Raw genomic sequence first — 25298 nt, 5'->3', positions numbered from 1 at the left:
GTACGGCGCCGTGCGGGCCGGGTGCGGCGCGGGAGGCGATGGCCGCCCGGGCCCGCGCGGCGCCCCGGTCAGGTCTGCGGGACGAAGTTGCCGAACCGGCCCCGGTGGTAGAGGAGCGGGTGGCTGGGGTCGTGCACGCTCACGTCGGTGACGAGCCCCACGACCAGGTAGTGGTCGCCGATGGGCATGGTCTCGTACGGCGTGCAGATCAGGTGGGCGGCGACGTCGTCGAGCAGCGGCGTGCCGTACGGCCCGGGGCTCCAGCGGGTCGGGGCGGCGAACCGGTCGATCCCCTTGCGCGCGAACCGCGCCGCGAGCTGGGCCTGGTGGCCCGCGAGGATGTTGACCGCGAACAGGTCGGCCTGGCGCAGCCAGGGCCAGGTCGCCGACTCCCGGCCGATGTAGAAGGAGACGAGCGGCGGGTCGAGGCTGACCGAGGAGAACGAGGTGGCGGTCAGGCCGACGGCGACCCCCTCGCTCCGGGCCGTGATGATCACGACGCCCGCGGCGTGCACGGACAGCGCCTGGCGGAATCTGGTGGCGTCGACGGCGGTTCTGGAGATGGTCTCGGTCACGTTCTCACCTGCGCTCGGTCGCGGCGGTCACCTGGGGTGCGACCTGTTCCGCCCACCGCTTGAGCAGGTCGGCCAGGTCGGGCAGCTCGGCCTCCACGACGGCGAGGCCGGGCGTGGGCACCGTGGCGCCGAGCTCGACGAGCACCGGGCGGAGGTGCAGCTCGACGGCGAGGGCGTGCCGGGGGTCGCCCATCACGAGCAACGGCAGCGCGACCGTGCCGGAGAGGGCGTTCGGCGGGAGCCGGTCGAGGAAGGCCTTGAGCAGGCCGGTGTAGCTCGCCTTGTACGTGGGGCTCGCCACCACCAGCACGCTCGCCCCGGCGACCAGCTCGAGGGCCGCCTCCACCCCGGGGGACGGGCCGGGCGAGAACAGCTGCGGTGCGATCGCGGATAGGTCCACCACCTCTTCGGCGGCGAGACCGGTATGGCGGCCGATGGCCTCGGCGGCCTCGACCGCCACGGCCCGGGTCTTGGATTGCGCTCGCGGGTTGCCGACCAGGGTGACGATCCCGCTCATGTCAGCTCCTCGTTCCTCGATGTGGGGTGTGCTCCGCCGATCGGCCCCGCGGTTCCGGGCGGCCGCCGTGCCGGGCACGGGTGGGGAAGGGTCGCCTGCGGGTGGGGTGGGCCTTGCGTTCGGCGGCGGGATGGCGCCGGGGCGCGATCGTGGTGGTGACGGGGGTGCGCCGGCCGCGCGGCTCAGGTGGCCGTGGCCGCGCGGGCGGCGTGGTGCCGCGGTGGTGGAAGGCGGCGCGTGCAGCGGGTCTGTCGCGGCGTCCGGACGCCGGGGTGGCCGCCGTTTCACCGCGGGCGCGGTGACGCGGGGTGCCCGGCGATGGCCGGTGCGTGGGCTAGCGAGCGGCCGGACATTGCGCGCTCGCCGTGTGACCGAGGTCCACGTACGGCCGCGTCGTCAGGTAAAGCCCATCGCTCATGGTCATCACGCTATGCCCATACCGGCGTATAGTCAATATTTCCTACTTGCAAAGTAGGGTTACTTCCATCGCACCATGCGGCGATTCCCGCCCGCGGTCCGCGGAATCCGGCATGACCCCGGCCGCGCTCCCCCGCCCCACGAGGGCCACCGGCGGGGTAAGAGGCTGGTAGGAGCCCCGGGGACCCATGGAGCGGCCGTGACGCGGACCGAGCACACCCTGCGGATCACCTGGCACGGCGGCGACCGGTTCGTCATCCACGCCGGGCGCCACACCGTGCCCGTCGACCAGCCGGCCGACTTCGGGGGCGGCGACACCGGCCCCAGCCCGGTGGACCTGTTCGTGGGGAGCATCGCCGCGGCCATCGCGCACTGCGCCGAGCGCTACCTGCACCGCTGCCAGCTCCCCGCCGGGGTCGAGGTCACCGCCCGCTACGAGCTGGAGGTCGCCCCCGCCCGGATCGCCCGGGTCGAGCTGACGGTCGACGCCCCGGCGATGCCCCGCGGGCTGCGGGAGTCCTTCCGCAACGCCCTGGAGCACTGCGCGCTCTGCAGCTCCCTGCGGACACCCCCGGCGGTCGGGATCAAGGTCCGTACCGCCGAGGACGACCCCGCCCTCCAGGTCCGGTGCGAGCCGCCGCCCCGCCACTCCCCCGGAGGCGCGGGTATGCCGTGTCAGAGGTGACGGCGACGTTCCCTGGAGGGAGGGAAGGCGCGGCCGGCCGCCGCCCAGCGGCACGCCGCGCCGCACCGGCCATGATGAGCGACGGTGACCGGAGGACGGAGGACCGCGGCCGGGCCGCCCCGGGCGGGGCCCTGCCGATCGACGAGAGCGAGACCCACGAGATCACCTTGCGCTACACGCGCGACGACGAGCCCGTGCGCCGCGACTTCGGTCACCGCCTCGCGCTCTTCCTGCGCCGCGCCGCCGGCCGCTGGGACATCACTCCCCTGGTGGACACCGTCGGCCAGCTCGGGAGACGGATCCCCGAGGTGACGGTACGGCTGCGCCACCGGCCGGCCACGGGGCGAGCTGCGGGTCTCCCTCGAGTTCGAGCTGGCGCCCGCCCCCGGGACCGAGCCGGGCTGACCGGCCGGGCCGTACCGCCGCCCGGCCGGGAGCGCGTGCCGGGCGGGTCCGCGCCGCCCGGCGGATCGGCGAGGGCGCGTCCGGACACGATCGCGGCCCGTCGCCGGCCGGATGGCGGGCGGACGCCGCGCCCGGCCGGCCCGGCGACCCGGGCCCGGCCGGGCGGGCGCGCAACCGTCAGGCGCGGGAGCCGGAGCCGGGGATCCGGTCGGCGAGGCCGGCGTACATCTCCCGCAGCTCCCGCTTGAGGATCTTCCCGCTCGGGTTCTTCGGGAGGGAGTCGGCGAAGGCCACCGCCTTGGGCACCTTGAACGGGGCGAGGTGCGCCCGGGCGTGCGCCCGGATCTCCTCCTCGGTCACGGTCATGCCCGGCTTGGGCACGATGATCGCGACCACCGCCTCGATCCAGCTCGGGTGCCGCACCCCGACGACCGCGGCCTCGGCGACGGCCGGGTGCTGGTAGAGGACCTCCTCCACCTCCCGGCTCGCCACGTTCTCCCCACCCGTCTTGATCATGTCCTTGATCCGGTCGACCACGGTGATGTAGCCCTCCTCGTCCATCACCCCGAGGTCGCCGGAGTGGAACCAGCCGCCGCGGAACGCCTCCGCGGTCTTCTCCGGGTCGTTGAGGTACTCGAGGATCGCGTGCGGGCTCCGGTGGACGATCTCCCCGATCTCGCCCGGGGGCAGCTCGTTGCCGTCGGAGTCGACGATCCTGGTCTCGACGTTGAGCGCGGGCTTGCCGGCCGCGCCGGCCTTGCGGATCTGGTCCTCCGGCCGGAGCAGGACGGCCATCGGGGCCATCTCGGTCTGGCCGTAGAAGTTCCAGAGCCGCACGTTCGGCAGGCGCTCCCCGATCTCCCGGAGCACCTCGACCGGCATGATCGACGCGCCGTAGTAGCCCTTGCGGAGGGAGGAGAGGTCGCGCCGGTCGAAGTCCGGGTGGCGGAGGAGCGAGATCCACACCGTGGGCGGGGCGAAGAACTTGGTCACCTTGTGCCGCTCGATCGCCTCGAGCACCGCGGCCGGGTCGGGCCCGGGGAGGATGTGGCTGGTGGCGCCGAGGTAGATGTCCGGCACGAGGAAGCAGTGCTGCTGGGCGCAGTGGAAGAGCGGCAGGGCGTGGAGTTCCACGTCGCTGGACTCCATGCCGCCGTCGACGATGCAGCTCGCGTACTGGGAGATGAGCGCGAGGTGGGAGAGCACGGCGCCCTTCGGCCGGGACTCGGTACCGGAGGTGTAGAGGATCTGCGCGGGGTCGTCGGGGCCGATCGGGATGGCCGGCTCGGTGGCGTCCTCATGCTCGAGCAGGGAGGCGAACGGCTCCCAGTCCTCGACGGGCTGGTCCGCGTACACCATGCGGAACCGCAGGGTGCCGCTCGCCTTGGCCGCCTCCTGCGCCACGGGGAGCAGGGACTCCTCCACGATCAGCCCGATGGCGGAGGAGTGCTCGAGGATGTAGGCGACCTCCTGCGCCCCCAGCATGAAGTTGATCGGCACGAGGACGGCACCGGCCCGCGCCACCCCGAAGATGGTCCGGGCGTAGTCCATGCTGTTCCGCGACAGGAGCGCGATCCGCTCACCCGGGCGCACGCCTTTGGCGAGCAGGGCGTTCGCGATCCTCGACGCGTCCTCGTCGAGCTCGGCGTAGGTACGGGCGCCCGTGCGGTCGGCCACGGCGAGCTTGTCCGGGTACCGCTTGGCCGAACGCCGGAGCAGGTCCGCGAGCGACTGACGGCGGGCGAGGGCGACCTCGACGGCGGTCGACGGGGGAAGCGCCGAGGAACCAGCAGCTGTCATCATCACTCCCGCAAGAGTCCGAAATTTGCGGAACAGAGTAATAAGTGACGCCCATTTGCCAAGAGGGGGCGGAGATCTGCCGGTTCGCGTACGGTCGTCTCACCGGCGAAAGGAGAGACCGTGAGCGACACCGGGACCGACGTCTCGTTACAGAGCAGGGTGCGCGGCTGCCTCCTCGGCGGCGCGATCGGCGACGCGCTCGGCGCCCCCGTCGAGTTCGACTCGCTGGCGGCCATCCGCGCCCGGTACGGCCCCGCCGGGGTGACCGGCCTCGTCACCGGCGGTGACGGCGCGGTGGGGCTGATCACCGACGACACCCAGATGACGCTCTTCACCGTGGATGGGCTGATCCGCGCCCGGGTGGGGGAGCGGGAGCGCGGGACCGGCGGCGCGCTGGTGCACGTCGTCCGGCACGCCTACCTGCGCTGGCTCGACACCCAGCTCCACTTCTCCCCGCCGCCCGCGGACGAGCCGGTCCGCACCGGCTGGCTCCGCGAGCAGACCTGGCTGTACGCCCGCCGCGCGCCCGGCAACACCTGCATGTCCGGCCTGCACAGCGAGTTCCCCGGGCCCGCCGCCCTCGGCGAGCCCGGGCCGGTCAACCCCGGCTCCAAGGGCTGCGGCACCGTGATGCGCTCGGCCCCGTTCGGGCTCGCCGCGCCCGACGCCCGCACCGCCTTCCGGAACGCGGCCGAGTGCGCCCAGATCACCCACGGGCACCCCACCGGCTACCTGGCGGCCGGGGCGTTCGCCGCGATCGTCTTCTCGCTCGCGCAGGGGGAGCCGCTCGACCGGGCCGTCTCCGGCGCGGTCGGCCTGCTCACCGAGCACCCCGGGCACGAGGAGACCGGCGATCGCCTCCGTCAGGCGCTCGACCTCGCCGCAGGGGCCGACCCGGCGCCGGAGACGGTGGAGCGGCTCGGCGGCGCCTGGGTCGCCGAGGAGGCGCTCGCCATCGCCGTCTACTGCGCGCTGGCGGGCGAGGGCGACGTCGAGCGGGCGCTGCTGCTCGCCGTCAACCACTCCGGCGACAGCGACTCCACCGGCGCGATCTGCGGGAACCTCCTCGGCGCCGCGTACGGCGAGGAGGCGCTCCCCCGGCACTGGCTGGACCGCGTGGAGGGGCGGGACACGATCACCCGGCTCGCCGACGACCTCGCCACCGTGATCAGTGGCGGCCGGGTCCCCTGGGACGCGTACCCGGGCTGCTGAGCGGCCCGGCTCCCCCGAGCCGGCGTCGCCGTGCCGTACGGCTCAGCGCCCCGGCGGCCGCTCGGCCGCGCCGGACGGGGGACGGCCGGGCGGGTCACCCCTGCCCCACCGCGGCGCCGAGCCGCGGCACCGCGGCGAGCAGCTCCCGGGTGTACGGGTGGCGCGGGCGGAAGAAGATCTCATCGGCGTCGGCCTCCTCCACGACCCGGCCGTCCCTCATGACGAGCACGCGGTCGCTGAGGTGGTGGACCACGCCCAGGTCGTGGGAGATGAACAGCAGGGCGGTGCCGCGGGCCGCCTGAAGCTCGGCGAGCAGGTCGAGCACCTGGGCCTGGATCGACACGTCCAGCGCGGAGACGGGCTCGTCGCAGACGAGCACGTCGGGGTCGCCGGCGAGCGCGCGGGCGATCGCGACCCGCTGGCGCTCGCCCCCGGACAGCTCGCGCGGCCGCCGGTCGAGCACGTCCCGGGGCAGGGCGACCATGTCGGCGAGCTCCAGCACGCGGGCCCGGCGCTCGGCGCGCGGCAGCCGGGCGAGCGGGTCGGCGAGCAGCCGGGCCACGGTGTGGCGGGGGTCGAACGACTCCAGCGGGTTCTGCGCGATGAGCTGGATGGCCCGCCGCCGGGGGCGCCGCTCGCGCTCGGGGACGCCGCTCCACGGGCGGCCGTGCAGCCGCACCTCGCCCGCGCGCGGGGTGAGCAGGCCGAGGACGAGCCGGGCGAGCGTCGTCTTCCCCGACCCGGACTCGCCGACGATGCCGAGGGTCTCCCCCCGGTGCAGGGTGAACGACACCCCGTCCACCGCGGTGCGCGAGCCGTACGCGAAGGAGAGGCCGGACGCGGTCAGCACCGGTGCCGACCGGTCGGGCGACCTGGGCGGGAGCGGGTGCCCGGGGGCGGTGAGGCGGGTGCCGCGGGACACCCCGGAGGGCACGGCGGCGAGCAGGGCGCGGGTGTACGGGTGCCCGGGCGCGGACAGCACCCGGGCGGCGGTCCCCTCCTCGACGATCGTCCCGTCCCGCATCACCAGGATCCGGTCGGCGATCGAGGCGACCGCGGCGAGGTCGTGGCTGATCACCAGCAGCGCGGTCCCCGCCGCCTTCCGCGCGGCGAGCAGCCGGAGGATCTGCGCCTGCACGGTCACGTCGAGCGCGGTGGTGGGCTCGTCGGCGATGATCAGGTCGGGCTCCCCGGCGATCGCCGACGCGATCAGCGCGCGCTGCCGCAGCCCGCCGGAGAGCTGGTGCGGGTACTGCCGCATCCGCAGCCCGGGCTCGGGCACGCCCACCTCGCCGAGCAGCCGGCGGATCCGGGCGGCGCGCTCCGCCCGCGGGACGACGCGGTGGGTGGCGAGCACCTCGGCGATCTCCGCGCCGACCGTGCGCAGCGGGTCGAGGGAGACGAGCGCGTCCTGCAGCACCAGCCCGGCGAACCGGCCGCGCAGCCGCCGCCAGTCGCGGGCGGTGAACGCGCGGGCGTCGCGGCCGCCGATCTCGAACCTGGCCGCCCGGACCACGGCCCCCGGCCCGGCCAGGCCGAGCAGCGAGCGGGCCGTGACGCTCTTGCCGGAGCCCGACTCCCCGACCAGGGCGACGCACTCCCCGGGGGCGATGGTGAGCGAGACCCCGCGCACGGCCTCGACCCCGGCGCGGGGGAAGGAGACGCGCAGGTCCTCGACGGCCACCAGCGGGTTGTGGGCGGTGCTGCCGGTGACGCGGGTGACGGCGAGCTCGGTCATGGCGTCCTCCCCTCGAAGCGACGCTGCAGATACCGCCCGACGGCGGTCAGGCACACGACGGCCAGGGTGATGGCGATGGCGGGGAACAGCGCCTCCCACCAGGCGACCCGCAGGTAGTCGCGGGCCTCGGAGAGCATCGCCCCCCACTCGGGCGCCGGCGGCTGCGGGCCCATCCCGAGGAAGCTCAGCCCGGACGCGGCGATGACCCCCTGGCCGAGCCCGATGGTGGCGAGCACCGGGATCGGGCCGAGCGCGTTGGGCAGCACGTGCCGGGCGATGATCCGGGCCCGGGAGTGGCCGAAGATCACCGCCTGCTCGACGTATCCGGCCCGGCGGACCACGAACGTCTGGGCCCGGACCACCCGGGCGTAGGTGGGGATCTGCGCGATCCCGATGGCGAGGATGACGTTCCAGGTGCCGGGGCCGGTGATCGCGATGACGAGCAGGGCGAGCAGCAGCTCGGGGAAGGTGGAGAGCACGTCGAACAGGCGGGCGAGCGCCTCGTCGATCCACCGGTGCGCCAGCCCGGCGGCGAGCCCGAGCAGCACGCCGGCGGCGACCGCGGCCGAGGTGGCGAACAGCCCGATGCTGAGCGAGTGGCGCGCCCCGTGGACGACCCGGGCGAGGACGTCCCGGCCGAGATGGTCGGTGCCGAACGGGTGCTCGGGGCCGGGCGGGGCGAGGGCGAGCGCCGGGTCGCCGGCGAGCGGGTCGGCATCGGTGATCACGCCGGGCAGGGCGACGGCGACACCGAGCACGGCGAGCACGAGGGCGGCGAGGATGAGCCCGGGCCGCGGGCGGGGCCGGGCGGACGGCAGTGCGGCGGTCGCCATCATCCGCTCCTCAGGCGCGGGTCGATGAGCCGGTAGGCGAGGTCGAGCAGGGTGCTGATCGTCACGTAGACGAGCGCGGAGAGGATGACCACGGCCATGACCACCGGCATGTCCTTGCCGGCCACGGCGTCCAGCGTCACCCGGCCGAGGCCGGGGCGGCCGAAGAGCGTCTCGGTGACCACCGCCCCGCCGAGCAGCGCTCCGGTGAACCACCCGGCGAGGGTGACCGCCGGGAGGAGCGCGTGGCGGAGCGCGTGCCGGGCGACCAGGGCCCGCTCGGTGATCCCGCGCGCCCGCGCGCTGACCGCGAACGGCTGCTCGAGCGCGCGCTCCAGCCCTTCGCGGAGCACCTGGCCGAGCACCCCGGCGATCGAGAGGCCGAGCGCGGTCGCGGGCAGGACCAGCGCGGCCGGGTCCTCGGCGCCGGTGACCGGGAACCAGCCGAGGGTGAACGAGAAGACGAACAGCAGCACGATGCCGATCACGAACGGCGGCACGGAGACCGAGACCAGCTCGGCGGCCGAGACGAGCCGGCGCGCCCAGGCGGCCCGCCCGGCCGTGGCCACGGCGAGGACCAGGGCGAGCGCCACTCCGATCGCCGAGGCCGCCGCGGTCAGCCGCACGGTCGGCCACACCTGCTCGGCGAGGATCTCCCCCACCCCGCGCTGCAGGAGGTACGAGCGGCCGAGGTCGCCCTGGAGCAGCCGGCCGAGGTAGCTCAGGTACTGCACGATCTCCGGCCGGTCGAGCCCCCACTCCTTGATGATCTGCGCGCGGATCTCCGGGGTGTCCGGTCCGTCGCCGATGAGGATGTCGATCGTGTCCCCGGGGGCGGCCCACAGCGCGAGGTAGGAGGCGGTCGCCGCGGTCCACAGCACGGCGACGCCCGTGCCGAGCCGCCGGGCCACCGGGGCGAGCCACGCGGGCGGTCGCGGTCTCATGTGCCGATCCGTACGTCGTAGGCGCTCTGCGGGGTGCCCGACACCGGGTCGAAACCGAGGCCCTGCACGCTCTTGTGCGCGGCGATCTGGTCGGACGGGACGTACAGCGGGAAGACGATGGCCTCGTCGAGGACGACGGCCCGCTGGACCTTGGCGTAGAGCCTCTTGCGGACTTCGGGATCGGAGCTCGCCGAGGCCTGCGCCAGCCACTCGTCGATCTTCGGGTCGGTGAAGTGGTGGCGGTTGATCGCCGCGCCCTTGGGGAGGATCAGGTTGAGCGCGGCGCCGGCGTCGGTGTCGCCGCGGGAGTTCTCGAAGAGCTCGTACTCGTTGCGGTCGAACGCCTCCTGGGCGGTGCCCTGGTCGACGAGCCGGATCTGCAGGTCGATGCCGGCGCGCTGCTTGACCTGGGCCTGGATCGCCTGGGCGAGGACGTCGCGGCGGTCCCGGACGTACGGCGCCGACTGGACCAGCCGGACGGTGAGCCGTTCGCCGTCCTTCACGCGGTAGCCTTCGGCGTCCCGCCCGGTCCACCCGGCCGCGTCGAGCAGGGCGTTGGCCTTGGCGGCGTCTCCGCCGAAGGCGCCCTCCAGGGAGGGGTCGTAGAACGGGCTCGACCGGGCCACGATGCTCCACGCCCGGGTGGCGGTGCCCCGGTAGACCGACTCGAGCACGGCGTCGAGGTCGACCGCCTCGCGGAAGGCCTGCCGTACCCGCTTGTCGTCGAACGGGGGGCGGGAGGTGTTGAAGTAGTAGGAGAACGCGCTGCCGGAGTTGAGCGCGGTCTGCAGGGTGAGCTCGGGGTCGTTCTCGATCGAGGCGATGTCGGTCGCCGGGACGCCCTCGATGACCTGGACCTGGCCGGAGGTGAGCGCGCCGACGCGGACCGCGCCCTCGGGGAGGAACCGGTAGGTGATCTCCGCCAGGTGGGCGGGCCCCTGGTGGGCCGCGCTCGCCGGGGCCCAGCGGTACGCGGGGTTGCGCCGGTACCGCACCTCCTGGCCGCGGACGTGGCGGTCGAGGATGAACGGCCCGGTGCCGACCACGTCGGGGCCGCCGGCCTTCAGGTCCTTCGCCGTCCGCAGCGATCTGGGGGACACCTGCGCCGCGTACGGCGAGGCGAGGAAGTCGAGGAAGAGCCCGTCCGGCCGCTTCAGGGTGATCTTCACCGTGGTGGGCGAGACCACCTCGACCCTGTCCAGCCACCGGAGCTGGATGGATGCGACCGTGGGGTTGTAACCGGGTTCGCGGAGCTTGTCGAGGTTGGCCTTGACCGCGGCGGCGTCGAACCGCTCTCCGTCGTGGAAGGTCACGTCGTCCCGCAGCTCGAAGGTGTAGGTCTTGCCGTCGGGTGAGACCCGCCACGACTTGGCGAGCCAGGGGATGAACTCCCCGTTCGCGTCGCGCGCCACGAGCGCGTCGAACTGGTTGAACACCAGCAGCCGGGCCTTGTTCTGCGACCACTGGTGCGGGTTGAACGTGATCGGCTCGGTCTCGATCGCCCACGTCAGGGAGGTCCCGGGCGAGGCGGCCGGCGTCTGCGCGCCGCACGCGGTGAGCACGGCGAGGAGGACGAGGGGCAGCGATCCCCTGATGAGCTTCACCGTGGTTCTCCTGCTGTCGGGTCCGTCGTTCCGTGCGGCCGCCGGTGCGGCGGTGCCCCGGCCTCCGGTGCGCGGCCGGGCCGGGCGCCGGAGGCCGGGAGACGCCCTGCGTTCGGGTGCGGTGGGACGGCGTCGCAGGGCGTACGTCCACCGGAAATCAGCGGTATTTCCGATTTAAAAAGTAGGTATTGCCGGAAAACCTGTCAACCATGGTCTTGCCTGGTATTCCGGGGCGGCCGGCCGCCCGGTCCCGGGGGTCGTCCGGGCCCCGGACCCGGGGTGCGGGCCGGCTCCCCGCCCCGCCGGCCGGATCCCCCGCCCCGCCGGTGTCGGGTGCGGTACGGCCGTGCCGCCACGGGCGGTCCGGCGGCATGGCACCCGCCACGCCGGGCCGCGATCCCGCGCCCGCCGTGCCGTACCCGGCAGCCCGGGCGAGGGCGGTCCGGGCGGCGGCGATCGCCGGAACCGCGGGCGTGCTCGCGGTCCCCGCCCCCGGTCAGCGGAGGATGCCGACCCCGGCGTACCCACCGAGCCCGGGGAACCGGGGGATCCGCGGCACCCCCTCCTCCGGCCGCCAGTCATCGAGCCACACCAGGCCCGGCTCGACCAGCTCGAATCCGTCGAAGAACCGCAGGACCCGCTCGTGCGAGCGGAAGATCGCCCCGCGGGTGGAGCTCCGCGCGTAGATCGCCCGCCCCTCGCGCTCCTGCTCCTCGTCGAGGTCCCCGATGGTGGCGTGGCTGATCGCCAGATGGCTTCCGGGCGCGAGGCGGTCGCGCAGGGTCCGCACGATCCGCTCCGCCTCCTCGTCGTCGACGATGAAGTGCAGCACGGCGACGAGGAGGAGCCCGATCGGCCGGGTGAGGTCGAGGTGGGCGTTGATCTGCGGGTCGTTGTCGACGTAGGCGATCCGCGATTCGGGCGCCACCTTCAGCGCCACCTCGTGCACGTTCTCCTGCGTGGGCAGGCCCGTGCCGATGTCGAGGAACTGCCGGATGCCGTTCGCGACCATGAAGCGCACCGCGCGGATGAGGAAGCGCCGGTTCGCGCGGGAGCCCTCCCTGAGGTTGGGCGAGATCTCGAGGAGCCGCCGCGCCGCCTCCCGGTCCGCGGCGAAGTTCTCCTTGCCCCCGAGGAGGTAGTCGTAGATGCGGGCCGCGTTCGGCACGGTGGGATCGATCCCCGGTGGCCCCTTACCCATGTCCGTCACATCCGCTCTTGAAGCCGTCCGGCCCACACCCTATTTCCCCGGAAAGCCGCGACACGGCGGAAACACAGTCATCTCATGAAACGTTCACATAGGCCCGGGCTCGCAGCACCGGCCGCCGATCGCGGCGGGACGGCCGCTTCTCCCGGCCGCCCGGGTGGCAGGCCAGCCGTCCGGGCGCCGTACGGGGGTGAGCCCGGCGCGACCGGCCGGCGGCACCGGCCGCCCGATCGCGGGGACGGCGGGACCGGCGGAGGCCCGGCTCGCGCGGTGCGGCCGCGCAGGGTCCCGACGGGCCGGCGGACCGTGCGGCCGATGGGCCGCCGGCGGAGCACCCACGGCCGGGGTGACCGCGCGAGCCCGCCCCGGCCATCCGGGTCGCACGACCGCCCCCGGATGGGGGACGGGCGGGCGCGCCCCGCACGGTGCGCACCCGCCCCGAAGGTGCCGGGAGGTAGGAGGTCGGTGGGCGGCGTCCGGGGCGCCCGCGCTGGGCGCCCCGCCGCGGCGTCCGCCCGGCGGCCGGTCAGCCCGATCCGCTGACGGAGAAGCCGCTGAACAGCACGGTGGCGAGGCCGAGCGCCAGCAGCACGTTGACCACCGTGGCCGCGGCGAACACGCCGATCGGGCGCCAGCCGGCCTCACGCAGCGAGGCGACCCGGAACTCCAGGCCGATGCTGACGAAGGCCAGGATGAGGAACCAGGTCCGCAGGTCGTTGGCGACCCCGATCACGGCCTTGCCGTCGGCGGCCGGCACGGTGGTGAGGTACCAGGTGGCGATCACCGAGGCGGCGACGAAGCCGAGCACGAACTTCGGGAACCGCCGCCACAGCTCGCCCACGCCGGGCCGCGGCGCGTCCGCCCGGCGCTCGACGCGCAGGGCGAAGTACGCGGTGAGCAGCACCACCACGACGCCGATCAGGGCGTTCTGGGTGACCTTGACGATGGAGGCGACCGCGAGGGCCTCCTCCCCGACGATGGCGCCGGCGGCGGTGACCGCGGCCGTGGTGTCGATGTTGCCGCCGATCCAGGCGCCGGCGACCTCCGGGCTCAGCCCGAGCGCGGAGGCGAGGGCCGGGAGGATGAAGATCGACGGCAGGGCGAAGACGATCACCAGGCTCGCGCTGTAGGCGAGCTGCTCCCGCTTGGCCTGCACGGCCCCGGCCGCGGCGATGGCCGCGCTCACGCCGCAGATCGACACGGCCGAGGAGAGCAGGGCGCGGAGCTTGTCGTCCAGGCCGAACCGCCCGCCGAGCCACCAGGTGAAGAGGAACACCGAGGTGATCAGGATGATGCCCTGGATGATGGCGGGCCCGGCAGCGGTGACGATCACCTTGAGGTTGATCGAGGCGCCGAGGAGGACCAGGCCGGTCTTGATGAAGAACTCGGTGCGGAACCCGCCGGCGAGGCGCTCCCGCAGCCCGGTCACGGTGAGCAGGCCGTTCCCGACCAGGCCGAGGGCGATCGCGTAGACCGGGTACTCGATGGCCGCGGCGAGGTCCGACCCGGAGAACCATTCGGGGACGTTCTTCTCCAGGTAGCGGGTGGCCGCGCCGAGGATGAGGACGGCCAGCACGCCGAGGGCCGCCCAGTACCAGGCGGGGGTGCCGGAACGGGTGCCGGATGCGGCGGGCGCGGTGGTCTCGGTGCTCATCACGGCACCACCCCCGTCGGGATCACACCGGTGATGACGAGCACGAGAAGGGCCAGGCCGATGATCGTGGCCGCCCAGTCCTCGTTGACGGCGAAGCGTGTCTCCTTCGCGGTGGGCGATTCTTCGGTGGACATGAGAGTGCCTTTCTGCGGCTCACGCCGTGGTGGATGGGGGAAGCCCACGACCCGCGCGTGCGCGGGGTCCGGGGAGGTGGGCGAGGTGTCCGGGCCGGGGATGGCGCCGGGCGTGGTGAACTGCGATCCGGGGCGCCTGGGGTGCCGACCGTGATCATCGCGCGATGGGCGGCGGGGCGGCCGATGACGCGGTACGGGGCACACATCGGGTGCCGGTACCGGGGGCGGCCATGCGGCCGTGCCTCACTCCTGGGATGCGCGAACGGCCGGCGCGTGCTCCCGGGGGAGCGTCTCGTCCGGGTACGGCACGGCATGGGGTCGCGCCGATGGGCGAGCGGATCGCGGTGAACGGATCACCGCACGGCACAGAGCGCGCTCGCCTGACGCTTCAGGTCGACGTGCAGGCGGGCGACGAGCGGCTCACTGCTTCGCACAGCCTCTACTTTGGGCATTTTAGCGATAAAGTCAATAGGGAATTCAGGAAATCTCACAGGGTGAGAAGCCCGGAGCAGGCCACGCGGCCCGATCCGCCCGGTGCGCGGCGCGGGCGTCGTCCCCCGCGCGGGAGACGGCGCGGGCCGGGTCCGGCGGCCACGGTACGCGCGACGCCAGGACCGCCCCTGGCCGGGGCGGCCCGCGAGACCGCGGCCGCCCGGGGCGAGGCGTTCCTCGCGCACGGCTCGCCCGGCCCGCGCACCGTGCCGGGCCCCGTGGGCGCGTGCGGCCGCCGTACCGGGCGTCACCGGTCCCGCCCTCTCATTCCGACGCCCGCCAGGCCTCGGCGAGCAGCTCGTACGAGCGCACCCGGTCGGCGTGGTCGTGGGTGATCGTGGTGATGAGCAGCTCGTCGGCCCCGGTGACCCGCCGGAGCGTCCGCAGCCCGGCCACCACGGTCTCCGGCGAGCCCACGAACTGGGTGTCGATCCGGTCGGCCACCAGCGCCCGGTCGGCCTCGCTCCATTCGAACGCGTCGGCCTCGGCCGGCGTCGGGTACGGGATCGCGCCCTTGCCGGTGCGGATGCCGTGCACCCACACGCCGTACGGCTTGGCCAGCTCCCGGGCGGTGGCGTCGTCCTCGGCCACGACCGCGTCCGCCGACACGATCACGTACGGCTCGGCGAGGTACTCGGACGGGGTGAACCACTTCCGGTACGCCTCCACCGCCTCGAGCACAGTGGCCGGGCTGACGTGGTAGTTCGCCCCGAACGGCAGCCCTCGCTCCCCCGCGACCCGGGCGCTCTGCCCGCCGCTGCTGCCGAGGATCCACACCTCCACGTCGGCGCCCTCCCCGGGCACGGCGTGCGCGTCGAAGCCCTCCGGGGAGGTGTAGGTGCCCTCGAGAAGGGCGAGGACCGCGTCGACCTGCTCACCGAAGTCGGGGATCTCGGCGCCGGGCGGCCGCAGCAGCGAGGCCTGGAAGGCGAGCCGGCCGGAGGCGGCGAGCCCGGCGAAGGAGAACCGGGGCGGGATCAGCAGCCCGTCGACCCACCGCGGCCCGGCCGGCTCGGGCTCCTCGGCGGGCCGGGCGGCGATCTCGGCCACGCGCTGCCCGGAGCGGCCGAGGCCGAGGTCGATCCGGCCCGGGTGGAGCGCGTCGATGATGCCGAACTGCTCGACCACGGCGAGCGGTGTCTGGTAGCCGAGCTGCACCGCGCCGGAGCCGACCCTGATCCGGGTGGTGGCCGCGGCGACGAGGCCGATGAGCACGGCCGGGGCCGAGCTCGCCACCCCGGCGGCGAGGTGGTGCTCGGCGAGCCAGTACCGGCGGTAGCCGAGCCGCTCGGCGTGGCGGGCCAGGTCGATGGTGTTGCGCAGCGCGGTGCCGGCGTCGCCCCCTGACGGGATGGGCGAGAGGTCGAGCACGGAGAGCGGGAGCGTGGGCGGGGCCGAGGGGGATGCCGGGGAGGCGATCACGGGGTTCCTCCGGTGGTCGGCGTGGGCGAGACGGGTTCGGGGAACGGCCTGCTGGGGATCTCCTTGCGCAGCACGGGGGCGATCTCGCTCTGGAACAGCTCGAGCGTCTCCCGCTGCTGCCTCTCGGTGAGGCCGTCGCGGTCGGCGGGCAGGTGCATGACCTCGTGGCCGAACCGCTCGTGGTATCGCATGACCTTGTCGATGATCTGCTGCGGGCTGCCGACCAGGAGGGAGCTCCGCTCGAGCGCGTCCTCCAGGGTGGGGAAGACCGGGTCCTGGCCGGAGCGCCGCAGCCGCGCCGTACGGGCCTCGAAGATCGGCCGGTAGGTCTCGATCGCGTCCTGGGAGCGGCGCGCCGCGTAGTAGCCGGCGCTCCCCGCGCCGACCAGGGCGTCGGCCGGGTCGTGCCCGTGGTACGCCCACCGCTCCCGGTAGTAGTCGATCAGCTCGGCGTAGGGCTCGATGGGCTGGGCGACGTTCGCCGAGAAGAGCGGGTCGCCGTTCTCGGCGGCCAGCTCCACCGACTCCCGGCTCGTGGCGCTGCCGTGCCAGATCCGGATCTCCCGCTGCAGCGGGCGCGGCACGACCACGGCGTCCCGCAGCGGCGGCCGGTAGCGGCCCTCCCAGGTGACCCGCTCCTCCCGCCAGAGCCGGCGCAGCAGCCGGTAGCCCTCGCGGTTGCGGTCCCACTGGTCCTCGGGCGTGACGTTGAACAGCCTGGCCTGGGCGGCGCCGTTCCCCTTCCCGATGATCAGCTCGAGGCGGCCGCCGGAGAGGTGGTCGAGCGTGGCGTAGTCCTCGTAGGCCCGCACCGGGTCGAGCAGGCTCAGCGTGGTGACCGCGGTGAACAGGCGGATGCGGGAGGTCTTGGCGGCGATGTGGCTGAGCACCACGGGCGGCGCCGAGGAGATGAACGGCGGCTCGTGCCGCTCGCCGACGCCGAAGCCGTCGAAGCCGAGCTCCTCGGCGAGCTCGGCGGCGGCGATCACCTCCCGGAACCGCTCGGTGATGGGCGTCACCTCGCCGGTGCGCGGGTTCGGCACATGCGGGATGATCGTGATGAGCAGGAACTTCACGGCGGTTCCCCCTTGAGCCGGTCGGTACGGCACGGCGTCCGCGGCACCGCGACCGCGCCCCGCCCGGGCGGCGGGCGGGCAGCGTCTCGCCGTCAGGTGACGGCCCGGGCGTAGCGGCTGACCGGCCGGCCGAGGCCGAGCAGGCCGCGCAGGGTGGGCGCCTCGTACGCGGAGCGGAACAGGCCGCGCCTGCGGAGCGCGGCGGTGAGGCCACGGGTGATGGCCTTGAGGTCGTGCGGGATCACGCCGGGGCGCAGCCGGTACCCCTCGATCCCGGCCCGCCGCCAGTCCTCGAGCAGGTCGGCGAGCTCCTCCACGGTGCCGGTGAAGACCGCGGCGTCGGAGGTGAACTCGGCGCCGTCGAGGTCGTCGAGCCGCGCCTTGCGGGCGGCGGCGTCCGGGCCGAGGAAGACGACGAGGTCGGCGAAGATCTTCAGCGGGTCCCCGTCCCGGGGGATCTCCCGCAGCTCGCGCACGACGGCGGCGGCCTCCTCCCGGGTGTGCGGGGTCACGTAGACCACGTCGGCCGAGCGCGCGGCGAACTCGTAGGGGATCCGGGCGTGCGCGAGCGCGGTGACGAGCGGCTGCCCCTGCGGCGGCCGCGGCGTGATCGCCGGCCCTTTGACGCTGAACCAGCGGCCGGAGAAGTCGATGTAGTGGAGCTTGTCGCGGTCGATGAACCGGCCGGTGGCCACGTCGCGGATCTCCGCGTCGTCCTCCCAGCTGTCCCAGAGCCGGCGCGCCACCTCCACGGCGTCCGCAGCCTCGTCGAACAGCTCCCGGATGTGCCGGGCGACCGGCCCATCGCCGGGTGCGGGGAGGCGTTCGATCCGGGGGAAGTCGCGCCGCCCGAAGTGCCGGGCGTGGGTCCGGCCCGGGGAGACCCGCACGCGCCAGCCGGCCCGCCCCCGGCTGACGTGGTCGAGGGTGGCGATGGCCATCGCGACGTGGAACGGCTCGGTGTGGGTGGTGGTCGCCGTGGGGATCAGCCCGATCCGGGTGGTGAGCGGGGCGACCCGGGCGGCGATCAGCACGGCGTCGAGCCGGCCGCGGACCTGGTCGGTCCGGCCGTCCACGCCGTCGGGCAGGGTGGACTGCAGGCCGAGGGCGTCCTCGAAGGTGACGAAGTCGAGCAGGCCGCGCTCCGCCTCGGCGACGAGCCTCGCCCAGTACCCGGCGGTGAAGATCTCCCGGGGTCGCGTGCACTCCTCCCGCCAGGCCGCCGGGTGCCAGCCCACGCCGTCGAGCGCGACGGCGAGATGGATGGGTTCGGTCATCGGGTCTCTCCGGGTGGGTCGAGGTACCGGTCGGGGCCGGGGGCCGGGCCGAGGCCGAGGTGCTCGCGGAGGGTCGTGCCGGTGTACTCGGTGCGGAACACGCCGCGCTCCTGCAGCAAGGGCACGACCCGGTCGACGAAGTCGTCGAGCCCGCCCGGGATGAGGTGCGGCACGAGGATGAACCCGTCCGCCGCGTCGGCCTGGACGTACTCGTCGATCCGCCGGGCCACGGTCTCGGGGGAGCCGATGAAGGTCTGCCGCCCGGTCATCTCGATGACCAGCTCGCGGATGGTGAGGTTCTTCTCCCGGGCGACCTCCCGCCACCGGGCCACCAGGGCGGCCCGGTCGCCGTGCCGTACCCGGCCTTGGATGATGTCGGAGGAGAGGTCGGGCTCGATGTCCGGGAGCGGCCCGTCCGGGTCGTAGGCGGACAGGTCGCGGCCCCAGACCTGCTCGAGCAGGGCGATCGCGGTCTGCGGGCTCACCTGCCGGCGGCGGATCTCGGCCGCGAGCTCGGCCGCCTCGGCGTCGGTGTCCGCGACCACCACCGTGGCGCCCGGCATGATCTTGAGCTCGTGCGGGGCCCGGCCGTACTTCGGGAGGCGGCGCTTGACGTCGGCGTAGAACGCCTTGCCCGCCTCCAGGGTGGCGTGCCGGGTGAAGATGACGCCGGCGGCGGAGGCGGCGAACTCGCGGCCCTCGTCGGAGTCCCCGGCCTGGATGATCACCGGGTGGCCCTGCGGGCTGCGCGGGGTGGTGAAGTGGCCCTCGATGGTGAAGTGCCGGCCCGCGTGCCGCACCTCGGCGATGCCGCCGGGCCGGAGGAACCGCCCCGCCCCCTGGTCGGCGAGTATCGCGTCGGGCTGCCAGGAGTCCCACAGCGTGCGGGAGAGCCGCAGGAACTCGGCGGCGCGGGTGTAGCGGTCCTTCGCGTCGAGGTAGCCGCCGCGCCGGAAGTTCGCCCCGGTGAAGGCGTCGAAGCTCGTCACCACGTTCCACGCCGCCCGGCCGCCGCTGAGGTGATCGAGCGTGGCCAGCCGCCGGGCGAGCTCGTACGGCTCGTTGAAGGTGGTGTTGACCGTGGCGGCGAGCCCGATCCGCTCCGTGACCGCGGCGAGCGCGGCGAGCACGGTGAGCGACTCGGGGCGGCCGACCACGTCCAGGTCGTAGATGCGGCCCTTGTGCTCGCGGAGGCGCAGCCCTTCCGCGAGGAAGAAGAAGTCGAACTTGCCGCGCTCCGCGGTGCGGGCCAGGTGGACGAAGGAGGAGAAGTCGATCTGGCTGCCCGCCCGGGGGTCGGACCAGACCGTCGTGTTGTTCACGCCGGGGAAGTGCGCGGCCAGGTGCACCTGCTTGCGCGGCCGCTCCCCCGCCGCGCCGGCCCCGCCCCTGCGGTCCGTCCGGCGCGTCGCGGCGGGTACGGCGCGCCGGCGCTGCGCCGGCCGCTGGTGGGGTGGTTCGGAGGATGGCCGTCCCGCGGGCCGCTGCCCGGGACCGTACGGCCCGCCGCCGGCGGTGCCGGGCGGGCGGGCGGGACGCGGAGTGCCGGTGGAGTCGGTCACCGTTCCTCCCCTCATCGAATTACCCATTCAATATGTAGGAAAAGTATGTTTTGGTCAACCGTCTGATCGGGCGCGATCCGCCGGGCCGCCCGGCACGAGGGGATGCCGAGACCGGTGGAGGCCGTCGACGAGGGCGGCGAGAGTGCGGTGGCGTCGCACGGGGGCGCCGGACCCCGGCCGGCGGACCACCGCGGCGAGCTCCGGCGCCCCACCACGGTGCGAGCGCCTGGCGGCCCACCGCGGAGCGAGCGCCCGGTGCCGGGCCGCCATGTCCGGGCGGCCACGGGGTACGCGCCCATGGACACGCCGCCGCGGGCCGGGCGGACACCCACCATGACGAGCCAGTCCCCCTCCCCCGCCTTCAGCGGAGGTTTTCGACCTGACTGATGAATCAGTTAAGCTGCCCCTGGTCCGGATCACCGAGGGGGTGGGAATGGCACGACCGAGCGCTGAGGCGCAGCGGCGCCGGCAGATCCTCTCGGCCACGTGCGAGGTGATCGCAGAGCAGGGCTTCCGCTCCCTGCGCGTCTCCGATGTGGCCGCCCGGATCGGCACCGCGACGGGCACCGTCCACTACTACTTTCCGACCAAGCGCGACCTGCTGCACGCCGCGTTCGAGTTCAACTTCCGCAGCTCCCTGGAGCGCCGCCGTCCCATCCTCGAGAGCGACGACGACCCCCTGGTCAAGCTGCGGGCGTTCGTCGACTCCTACCTGCCCATCGATCCGGTGACCGTGCAGGCCTGGCGGGTGTGGGCCGCGCTCTGGAACGAGGCGATCCACGAGCCCGACCTGCAGGAGCTCAACGAGAGCGTCTACGGCGAGTGGCGCGCCGTCGTCGCCGGCATCATCCGGGACGGCCAAGCCCGGGGTGTGGTGCGCGGCGGTGACGCGGTCGTGCTCGCGAACCTCCTGATCGGCCTCATCGACGGCCTGTCGATCCAGGTGATCCTCGGCTCCCGGGCCATGAACGCCGATCGCATGCGCCGCATCTGCCACCACTTCATCGACGAGTTCATCCAGCAGCCGGGGCCGGAGAGCGCCGATCCCACCGGCCCGGCGTTCGCCGCGCGCCAGGCCTGACCCCCGGTCCGCTGGTGAGCGGGCCGCCTCGGGCGAGGCGTCCGCCGCGGGCGTTCGCCCTCGCTTCCCCGCCGATGACCTGCCGCGCGCGGTGAACACCCTGCAGGCGTTCGCGCCCGGGGTCCCCTCCCCTGACCTGCAACACGACCGGACCACAGGCGTTCGCCCCGGGCCTTCTCCGCCGGCTCACGGGACGCGGTGACCAATGGAAGGCCCATCGACACGGTGACCGCGCTCGCCCGGGGCCGGCCGACCGGCCGCCGAGGCCGTGCCACGACGCCGGGAGCTCAGCCGGGAACCGTGGCCCTCCCGGCCGCACGCCCGGCCCCGGCACCGGTTCGCGATCACCGTTCGATCACGATCTCGTCACCGCCGCGTGACGTCCCGCCCCGCCCGGCCGGCGCCCTGACCGGCCCGCCGTACCCGCGCTCCACCCCGGTCCCGGGCGACCGCCGCGGCAGGCCGGGACCCCCCGCGCCACCCGGACGCACCTCGATCGACCTGCGCGATCGCCACCGGACCGGGCACGCGCCCGTCTCCGGAGCGGTCCCCCTCCCCCGGTGACGGCCGCGCCGTACCGGACGCCCTGCCGCCCGGTCCCGCGGGCCTTCCGGCCGCGCGAGATCCGCCCGCGATATCGGGCGCGCCGAACCATTGACAAGGTGTGACCCAATTCTCATCATTAGCGGTTAATAACTGACGGATCAGTCAAATGTCGAGGTGACCATGGGCGTCGAGCGCAAGGCACTGGCGGTCGCCGCCGCGCTGGGTCTGGCCGCGGTGGCCGCGTGCGGCGATGGCGGATCAGCGACCGGCGACGGCAAGCGGACCCTCACCGTCACGATGTGGGGCGGCAGTGCGCAGGAGGCGCACGTCAACTCCTACATCAAGCCGTGGGCGGAGAAGAACGGCGTCGAGATCCGCCAGGACCAGCCCACCGACTACGCCAAGCTGCGAGCCCAGGTCGAGGCCGGCAAGGTCACCTGGGGCATCGTCGAGGTCGAGCCGAACTTCGCGGTGACCGCGTGCAAGGAGGGCCTGCTCGAGAAGGTCGACACCTCGATCGTGAACACCTCGCCCATCGATCCGAAGCTCGTCTCCGAGTGCGCGATCCCCAACCTGCAGTACGCCTTCACCATCGCCTACAACACGAAGACCTTCCCCGACGGCCACCCGAAGACCTGGGCGGAGTTCTTCGACGTGCAGAAGTACCCCGGCAAGCGGGGGTTCTGGAAGTACGTGACCGGCGGCATCTTCGAGGCCGCCCTGCTCGCCGACGGCGTCCCGGCCGACAAGCTCTACCCGCTCGACATCGACCGGGCGTTCCGGAAGCTCGACAGCATCAAGGAGCACCTGGTCTTCTACGACACCGGTGACCAGCAGGTGCAGCTCGTGGCGAGCGGCGAGGCGCCGCTGGTCCAGGCGTGGAACGGCCGGATCTACCAGGCCGCCCGGGACGGCCAGCCGGTCGCCAACGAGTGGAACGAGCACTTCCTCTCATACGACACCGTGGCCATCCCCAAGGGCTACCCCAACGCCGACCTCGCCCAGCAGTGGATGGCCCACTTCGTGAACGACCTCGACGGCCAGGCGGCCGACACCGAGGCGAGCGCCTACGCGCCGATCAACGACAAGGCGCTGGAGCGCGTCGACCCCCAGATCCTGCCCGAGCTGCCGACCTCGCCGGAGAACGCGGCCAAGCGGGCCATCGTCATCGACTACGGCTACTGGGCCGAGCACTACGACGAGGTCACCAAGCGGTTCAACGAATGGCTGGCCTCCTGATGAGCACCACCGACGCCCCGCCGGCCGCCACCCAGACCGGCGGCCGCGCGGGGGCGGAACCGCGGGCCACCCGGAGGCTCCGGCTGGCCGACGGCTGGGGCCTGCTCGCCCTCCCCCTGGTGGGCTACCTCCTGGTCGTCTTCATCCTGCCCCTCGCGGTCATCCTCGCCAGGAGCGTCACCGACCCCGAGCCGGGCCTCGGCAACTTCCAGGCGATCCTGGACAGCCCGGTCTACACCCGGGTCCTGGTCAACACCTTCGTCACGGCCATCGCCGCCACGGTGATCACCCTGCTCATCGGGTACCCGTACGCGTACCTGATGACGCTGGCGCCGCCGTTCTGGCGCAACGTCCTGCTCGTGGTCGTGCTCCTGCCGTTCTGGACCAGCCTGCTGGTGCGCTCGTTCGCGCTCGTGCTGCTGCTGCGGGACACGGGCGTGGTCAACGAGACGCTGCGCGCCATCGGGCTGATCAGCGAGCCCCTCCCGCTCATGCGGAACCTCACCGGCGTGCTGATCGGCATGGTCCAGGTGCTGCTCCCGTTCATGGTGCTGCCGCTGTACGCGACCATGCAGGGCATCGACCGCCGCCTGCTGCGCGCCGCCGAGGTGCTCGGGGCCCGGCCCTCCTTCGCCTTCTGGCGGATCTTCGTCCCGCTCTCGGCCCCCGGCGTGCTCGCCGGCTCACTGCTCGTCTTCATCCAGGCGCTCGGCTTCTACATCACCCCCGCCCTGCTCGGCGGGCCGACGAGCACCATGCTCGGCGAGCTGATCGTGCAGCAGGTGAGCTCCGTGCTCAACTGGGGCTTCGCCGCGGCGCTCGCGGCCGTGCTCCTCGGCGCCACGCTGCTGCTGCTCGCGATCGCCGGCCGGTTCATCGACCTCCGACGGTGGCTGTGGAGCAAGCCATGATCACCCGTCTGCTCACCCGCGCCGCGCTGGTCGCGCTCGCCGTGTTCACCGGCCTGGTGCTCGTGCTGCCGGTGCTCATCGTGGCGCTGATGTCGTTCTCCGACAGCCCTTACCTCACCTTCCCGCCGAAGGGGTGGTCGCTGCGCTGGTTCGAGAACTTCTTCCAGGACCCCGACTGGCTCGCCAGCGCCGCCGCCAGCCTCCGGGTGGCCTGCCTGGTCACGGTGCTGTCGGTCGTGCTCGGCACCACGGCCGCGCTGGGGCTGGTCCGCGGGCGGCTGCCGCTCAAGCCGGTGATCTCCGGCCTGGTGATCGCCCCGCTCATCGTGCCCTACGTCATCGTCGGCCTCGCCGCGTACGCGGTCGCGCTGGAGGTGGGCGTCACCGAGACCACGGTCGGCTTCGTGCTCGTGCACACCGCGCTCGCCGTGCCGTACGTGGTGGTGAACGTGGCCGCGGCGCTCGCGTCGTTCGACCACCGGCTGGAGCAGGCGGCGATGAGCCTCGGGGCGAGCCCGGTGGTGGCCTTCCTGCGGGTGACGCTGCCGATCATCGCCCCGAGCGTGGCGGCTGGCGCGCTGTTCTCCTTCATCACCAGCTGGGACGAGGTCGTGGTGAGCATCTTCCTCTCCGGCCCCGACATCACCACCCTGCCGGTGCGCATGTGGTCCGGGGTCCGGGTGCGGATCGATCCGACCGTGGCGGCGGTCTCGGCGATGCTGCTCACCCTCACCATCTCGTTCTTCGCGGCCGGTGCGGCCGGCCGGTTCCTCCGCAACCGCCGGCTCGCCCGGGCCGCCGCCTCCCCTGCCGTCTCATCCCTGGAGCGACGATGACCAGTCCGACCCCGCCGTCGACCGGCGCCTCGGTGCGCCTCAACCGGGTGACCAAGCGGTACGGCGGCCTGCGCGCGCTCGACGACGTGACCCTGCACATCGAGGCGGGCGAGTTCATGACGTTGCTCGGTGCCAGCGGCTCGGGCAAGTCGACGCTGCTCAACATCATCGCCGGCTTCACCAAGGCCGACTCCGGGACCGTGGAGGTCGGCGGCCGGGACCTCACCGGGGTGCCGCCGCACAAGCGCGGGCTCGGCATGGTGTTCCAGCAGTACGCCCTCTTCCCGCACATGACCGTCTTCGAGAACGTGGCCTTCCCGCTGCGCCGCCGGCGGGTGCCCAAGGACGAGCTGGTCAAGCGGGTGCGGGAGGCGCTCGACATCGTCGAGCTCGGCCACCTGCGGTCGCGGATGCCCGCGCAGCTCTCCGGCGGGCAGCAGCAGCGGGTCGCGTTCGCCCGGGCGATCGTGTTCCACCCGCAGGTGCTCCTCATGGACGAGCCGCTCGCCGCGCTCGACAAGCGCCTCCGGGAGCAGCTCCAGATCGAGATCAAGCGGCTGCACCGCGAGCTGGGGATCACCTTCGTGTTCGTCACCCACGACCAGCAGGAGGCGCTGGCCATGTCCGACCGGATCGCGCTGCTGCGCGACGGGCGGATCGTCCAGGTCGGCACCCCCGACGAGCTCTACGAACGGCCGGCCGAGCTGTACGCCGCCGAGTTCCTCGGCGAGTCGAACATCTTCCGCGGCACCGTGCGCGGCGGCGTCTTCACCGACGGCGCCTCCGGGGCGGGGCTCAAGGTGGCGGGCGCCCCCGCCGACGGGCCCGCGGCGATCGTGCTCCGCCCGGAGAAGGTGCGGATCCTCCTGCCGCCGGACGAGGTGCCGCCGGGCCACAACGCGCTCAGCGGCGTGGTGCGCGAGCTGATCTATCTCGGCGGCGAGCGGCGCGTGGAGGTCGGGCTCGCCGACGGCCGCCGGGTGATCGCCCGGCTCCGCAGCGACGACCCGCACGGCCACGTGCCCCCGGGCACCTCGGTCATCGCCTGCTGGCGCCCGGAGGACGCCCTCGTCCTCCGCAACGGCTCCGCGGCGGCGGCCGCGCCCGACCCGCAGCCGGTCGGCTGACCCCGGC

General features: G+C 73.8%; 21 protein-coding genes. 7 read left to right on the top strand and 14 right to left on the bottom strand.

Annotated features, from left to right (window positions below):
- Nucleotides 1–68: 68 nt before the first annotated feature.
- A complete protein-coding gene (locus tag TBIS_RS08000) occupies nt 69–575 on the bottom strand; it encodes a flavin reductase family protein (protein ID WP_013131854.1) in 507 nt (168 codons plus the stop codon).
- 4 nt (nt 576–579) lie between these two features.
- A complete protein-coding gene (locus tag TBIS_RS07995; protein WP_013131853.1) occupies nt 580–1092 on the bottom strand; it encodes an NADPH-dependent FMN reductase in 513 nt (170 codons plus the stop codon).
- Nucleotides 1093–1708: 616 nt separating this feature from the next.
- Between TBIS_RS07995 and TBIS_RS07990 the strand changes: the two genes are divergently transcribed.
- Nucleotides 1709–2194: an OsmC family protein gene (locus TBIS_RS07990; protein WP_013131852.1), complete on the top strand. Its 486-nt coding sequence runs from the start codon at nt 1709–1711 to the stop codon at nt 2192–2194.
- Between the two features lie 582 nt (nt 2195–2776).
- On the opposite strand, the gene TBIS_RS07985 is transcribed toward TBIS_RS07990, so the two are convergent.
- Nucleotides 2777–4399, bottom strand: a complete 1623-nt coding sequence (locus TBIS_RS07985; RefSeq protein WP_013131851.1) for an acyl-CoA synthetase — start codon at nt 4397–4399, stop codon at nt 2777–2779.
- A gap of 120 nt (nt 4400–4519) precedes the next feature.
- Between TBIS_RS07985 and TBIS_RS07980 the strand changes: the two genes are divergently transcribed.
- Nucleotides 4520–5611 (top strand): ADP-ribosylglycohydrolase family protein, encoded by a 1092-nt coding sequence (locus TBIS_RS07980; RefSeq protein WP_013131850.1) that lies wholly within the window; start codon nt 4520–4522, stop codon nt 5609–5611.
- Nucleotides 5612–5705: 94 nt separating this feature from the next.
- Here the strand turns inward: TBIS_RS07980 and TBIS_RS07975 are convergent, their stop codons facing one another.
- The 11 genes from TBIS_RS07975 to TBIS_RS07930 form a co-directional block, all read right to left on the bottom strand.
- On the bottom strand, nt 5706–7349 hold the full coding sequence (locus tag TBIS_RS07975) for a dipeptide ABC transporter ATP-binding protein (protein WP_013131849.1): 1644 nt from the start codon (nt 7347–7349) through the stop codon (nt 5706–5708).
- Nucleotides 7346–8182 carry an ABC transporter permease gene (locus tag TBIS_RS07970; RefSeq protein WP_013131848.1) on the bottom strand — a complete coding sequence of 279 codons (837 nt, stop codon included), beginning with the start codon at nt 8180–8182 and terminating at the stop codon, nt 7346–7348. The genes TBIS_RS07975 and TBIS_RS07970 overlap by 4 nt, the downstream gene beginning before the upstream one ends.
- Nucleotides 8182–9123 (bottom strand): ABC transporter permease, encoded by a 942-nt coding sequence (locus TBIS_RS07965; RefSeq protein WP_013131847.1) that lies wholly within the window; start codon nt 9121–9123, stop codon nt 8182–8184. Before TBIS_RS07965 ends, TBIS_RS07970 begins: the two co-directional genes overlap by 1 nt.
- Nucleotides 9120–10727, bottom strand: a complete 1608-nt coding sequence (locus TBIS_RS07960; RefSeq protein ID WP_013131846.1) for an ABC transporter substrate-binding protein — start codon at nt 10725–10727, stop codon at nt 9120–9122. The genes TBIS_RS07965 and TBIS_RS07960 overlap by 4 nt, the downstream gene beginning before the upstream one ends.
- A gap of 496 nt (nt 10728–11223) precedes the next feature.
- Complete coding sequence (locus tag TBIS_RS07955) at nt 11224–11928, bottom strand: SAM-dependent methyltransferase (RefSeq protein ID WP_013131845.1); 705 nt, start codon at nt 11926–11928, stop codon at nt 11224–11226.
- Nucleotides 11929–12460: 532 nt separating this feature from the next.
- On the bottom strand, nt 12461–13588 hold the full coding sequence (locus TBIS_RS07950) for a YeiH family protein (protein ID WP_013131844.1): 1128 nt from the start codon (nt 13586–13588) through the stop codon (nt 12461–12463).
- Nucleotides 13588–13722, bottom strand: coding sequence for a hypothetical protein (locus tag TBIS_RS20060; RefSeq protein ID WP_013131843.1), 135 nt, complete (start codon nt 13720–13722; stop codon nt 13588–13590). The genes TBIS_RS07950 and TBIS_RS20060 overlap by 1 nt, the downstream gene beginning before the upstream one ends.
- Nucleotides 13723–14478: 756 nt before the next feature.
- Nucleotides 14479–15636: an LLM class flavin-dependent oxidoreductase gene (locus TBIS_RS07945; RefSeq protein WP_013131842.1), complete on the bottom strand. Its 1158-nt coding sequence runs from the start codon at nt 15634–15636 to the stop codon at nt 14479–14481.
- The gene (locus tag TBIS_RS07940) at nt 15633–16712 is read right to left on the bottom strand and encodes an LLM class flavin-dependent oxidoreductase (protein ID WP_013131841.1); all 1080 of its coding nucleotides are present in this window, start codon (nt 16710–16712) and stop codon (nt 15633–15635) included. Before TBIS_RS07940 ends, TBIS_RS07945 begins: the two co-directional genes overlap by 4 nt.
- 92 nt (nt 16713–16804) lie before the next feature.
- Nucleotides 16805–17989 carry an LLM class flavin-dependent oxidoreductase gene (locus tag TBIS_RS07935; protein ID WP_013131840.1) on the bottom strand — a complete coding sequence of 395 codons (1185 nt, stop codon included), beginning with the start codon at nt 17987–17989 and terminating at the stop codon, nt 16805–16807.
- Nucleotides 17986–19338 (bottom strand): NtaA/DmoA family FMN-dependent monooxygenase, encoded by a 1353-nt coding sequence (locus tag TBIS_RS07930; protein WP_041431343.1) that lies wholly within the window; start codon nt 19336–19338, stop codon nt 17986–17988. Before TBIS_RS07930 ends, TBIS_RS07935 begins: the two co-directional genes overlap by 4 nt.
- A 646-nt stretch (nt 19339–19984) precedes the next feature.
- On the opposite strand from TBIS_RS07930, the gene TBIS_RS07925 reads away from it, so the two are divergent.
- From TBIS_RS07925 to TBIS_RS07905, 5 genes are all read left to right on the top strand, one after another.
- Nucleotides 19985–20632, top strand: coding sequence for a TetR/AcrR family transcriptional regulator (locus TBIS_RS07925; RefSeq protein WP_013131838.1), 648 nt, complete (start codon nt 19985–19987; stop codon nt 20630–20632).
- Nucleotides 20633–21358: 726 nt separating this feature from the next.
- Nucleotides 21359–22417: an ABC transporter substrate-binding protein gene (locus TBIS_RS07920; protein ID WP_013131837.1), complete on the top strand. Its 1059-nt coding sequence runs from the start codon at nt 21359–21361 to the stop codon at nt 22415–22417.
- On the top strand, nt 22402–23328 hold the full coding sequence (locus tag TBIS_RS07915) for an ABC transporter permease (RefSeq protein ID WP_148231479.1): 927 nt from the start codon (nt 22402–22404) through the stop codon (nt 23326–23328). Before TBIS_RS07920 ends, TBIS_RS07915 begins: the two co-directional genes overlap by 16 nt.
- Entirely contained in the window at nt 23325–24164 is an 840-nt protein-coding gene (locus tag TBIS_RS07910) for an ABC transporter permease (RefSeq protein WP_013131835.1), read from the top strand. The genes TBIS_RS07915 and TBIS_RS07910 overlap by 4 nt, the downstream gene beginning before the upstream one ends.
- The gene (locus TBIS_RS07905; RefSeq protein ID WP_013131834.1) at nt 24161–25291 is read left to right on the top strand and encodes an ABC transporter ATP-binding protein; all 1131 of its coding nucleotides are present in this window, start codon (nt 24161–24163) and stop codon (nt 25289–25291) included. Before TBIS_RS07910 ends, TBIS_RS07905 begins: the two co-directional genes overlap by 4 nt.
- Nucleotides 25292–25298 lie beyond the last annotated feature (7 nt).

The sequence above is a fragment of the Thermobispora bispora DSM 43833 genome (assembly GCF_000092645.1).
GTDB classification, from domain to species: domain Bacteria; phylum Actinomycetota; class Actinomycetes; order Streptosporangiales; family Streptosporangiaceae; genus Thermobispora; species Thermobispora bispora.
Note: the sequence above shows the minus strand (reverse complement) of the source record. Positions and strands in the feature narration are given on the sequence as shown.

Excerpts from the sequence above, each read along its gene's own strand:
- TBIS_RS07970 (WP_013131848.1), bottom strand. The coding sequence starts at position 8,182 with ATGGCGACCGCCGCACTGCCGTCCGCCCGGCCCCGCCCGCGGCCCGGG.
- TBIS_RS07995 (WP_013131853.1), bottom strand. The coding sequence starts at position 1,092 with ATGAGCGGGATCGTCACCCTGGTCGGCAACCCGCGAGCGCAATCCAAG.
- TBIS_RS07925 (WP_013131838.1), top strand. The coding sequence starts at position 19,985 with ATGGCACGACCGAGCGCTGAGGCGCAGCGGCGCCGGCAGATCCTCTCG.
- TBIS_RS07920 (WP_013131837.1), top strand. The coding sequence starts at position 21,359 with ATGGGCGTCGAGCGCAAGGCACTGGCGGTCGCCGCCGCGCTGGGTCTG.
- TBIS_RS07950 (WP_013131844.1), bottom strand. The coding sequence starts at position 13,588 with ATGAGCACCGAGACCACCGCGCCCGCCGCATCCGGCACCCGTTCCGGC.
- TBIS_RS07985 (WP_013131851.1), bottom strand. The coding sequence starts at position 4,399 with ATGACAGCTGCTGGTTCCTCGGCGCTTCCCCCGTCGACCGCCGTCGAG.
- TBIS_RS07965 (WP_013131847.1), bottom strand. The coding sequence starts at position 9,123 with ATGAGACCGCGACCGCCCGCGTGGCTCGCCCCGGTGGCCCGGCGGCTC.
- TBIS_RS07955 (WP_013131845.1), bottom strand. The coding sequence starts at position 11,928 with ATGGGTAAGGGGCCACCGGGGATCGATCCCACCGTGCCGAACGCGGCC.
- TBIS_RS20060 (WP_013131843.1), bottom strand. The coding sequence starts at position 13,722 with ATGTCCACCGAAGAATCGCCCACCGCGAAGGAGACACGCTTCGCCGTC.
- TBIS_RS07905 (WP_013131834.1), top strand. The coding sequence starts at position 24,161 with ATGACCAGTCCGACCCCGCCGTCGACCGGCGCCTCGGTGCGCCTCAAC.
- TBIS_RS07910 (WP_013131835.1), top strand. The coding sequence starts at position 23,325 with ATGATCACCCGTCTGCTCACCCGCGCCGCGCTGGTCGCGCTCGCCGTG.
- TBIS_RS07915 (WP_148231479.1), top strand. The coding sequence starts at position 22,402 with ATGGCTGGCCTCCTGATGAGCACCACCGACGCCCCGCCGGCCGCCACC.
- TBIS_RS07935 (WP_013131840.1), bottom strand. The coding sequence starts at position 17,989 with ATGACCGAACCCATCCATCTCGCCGTCGCGCTCGACGGCGTGGGCTGG.
- TBIS_RS07975 (WP_013131849.1), bottom strand. The coding sequence starts at position 7,349 with ATGACCGAGCTCGCCGTCACCCGCGTCACCGGCAGCACCGCCCACAAC.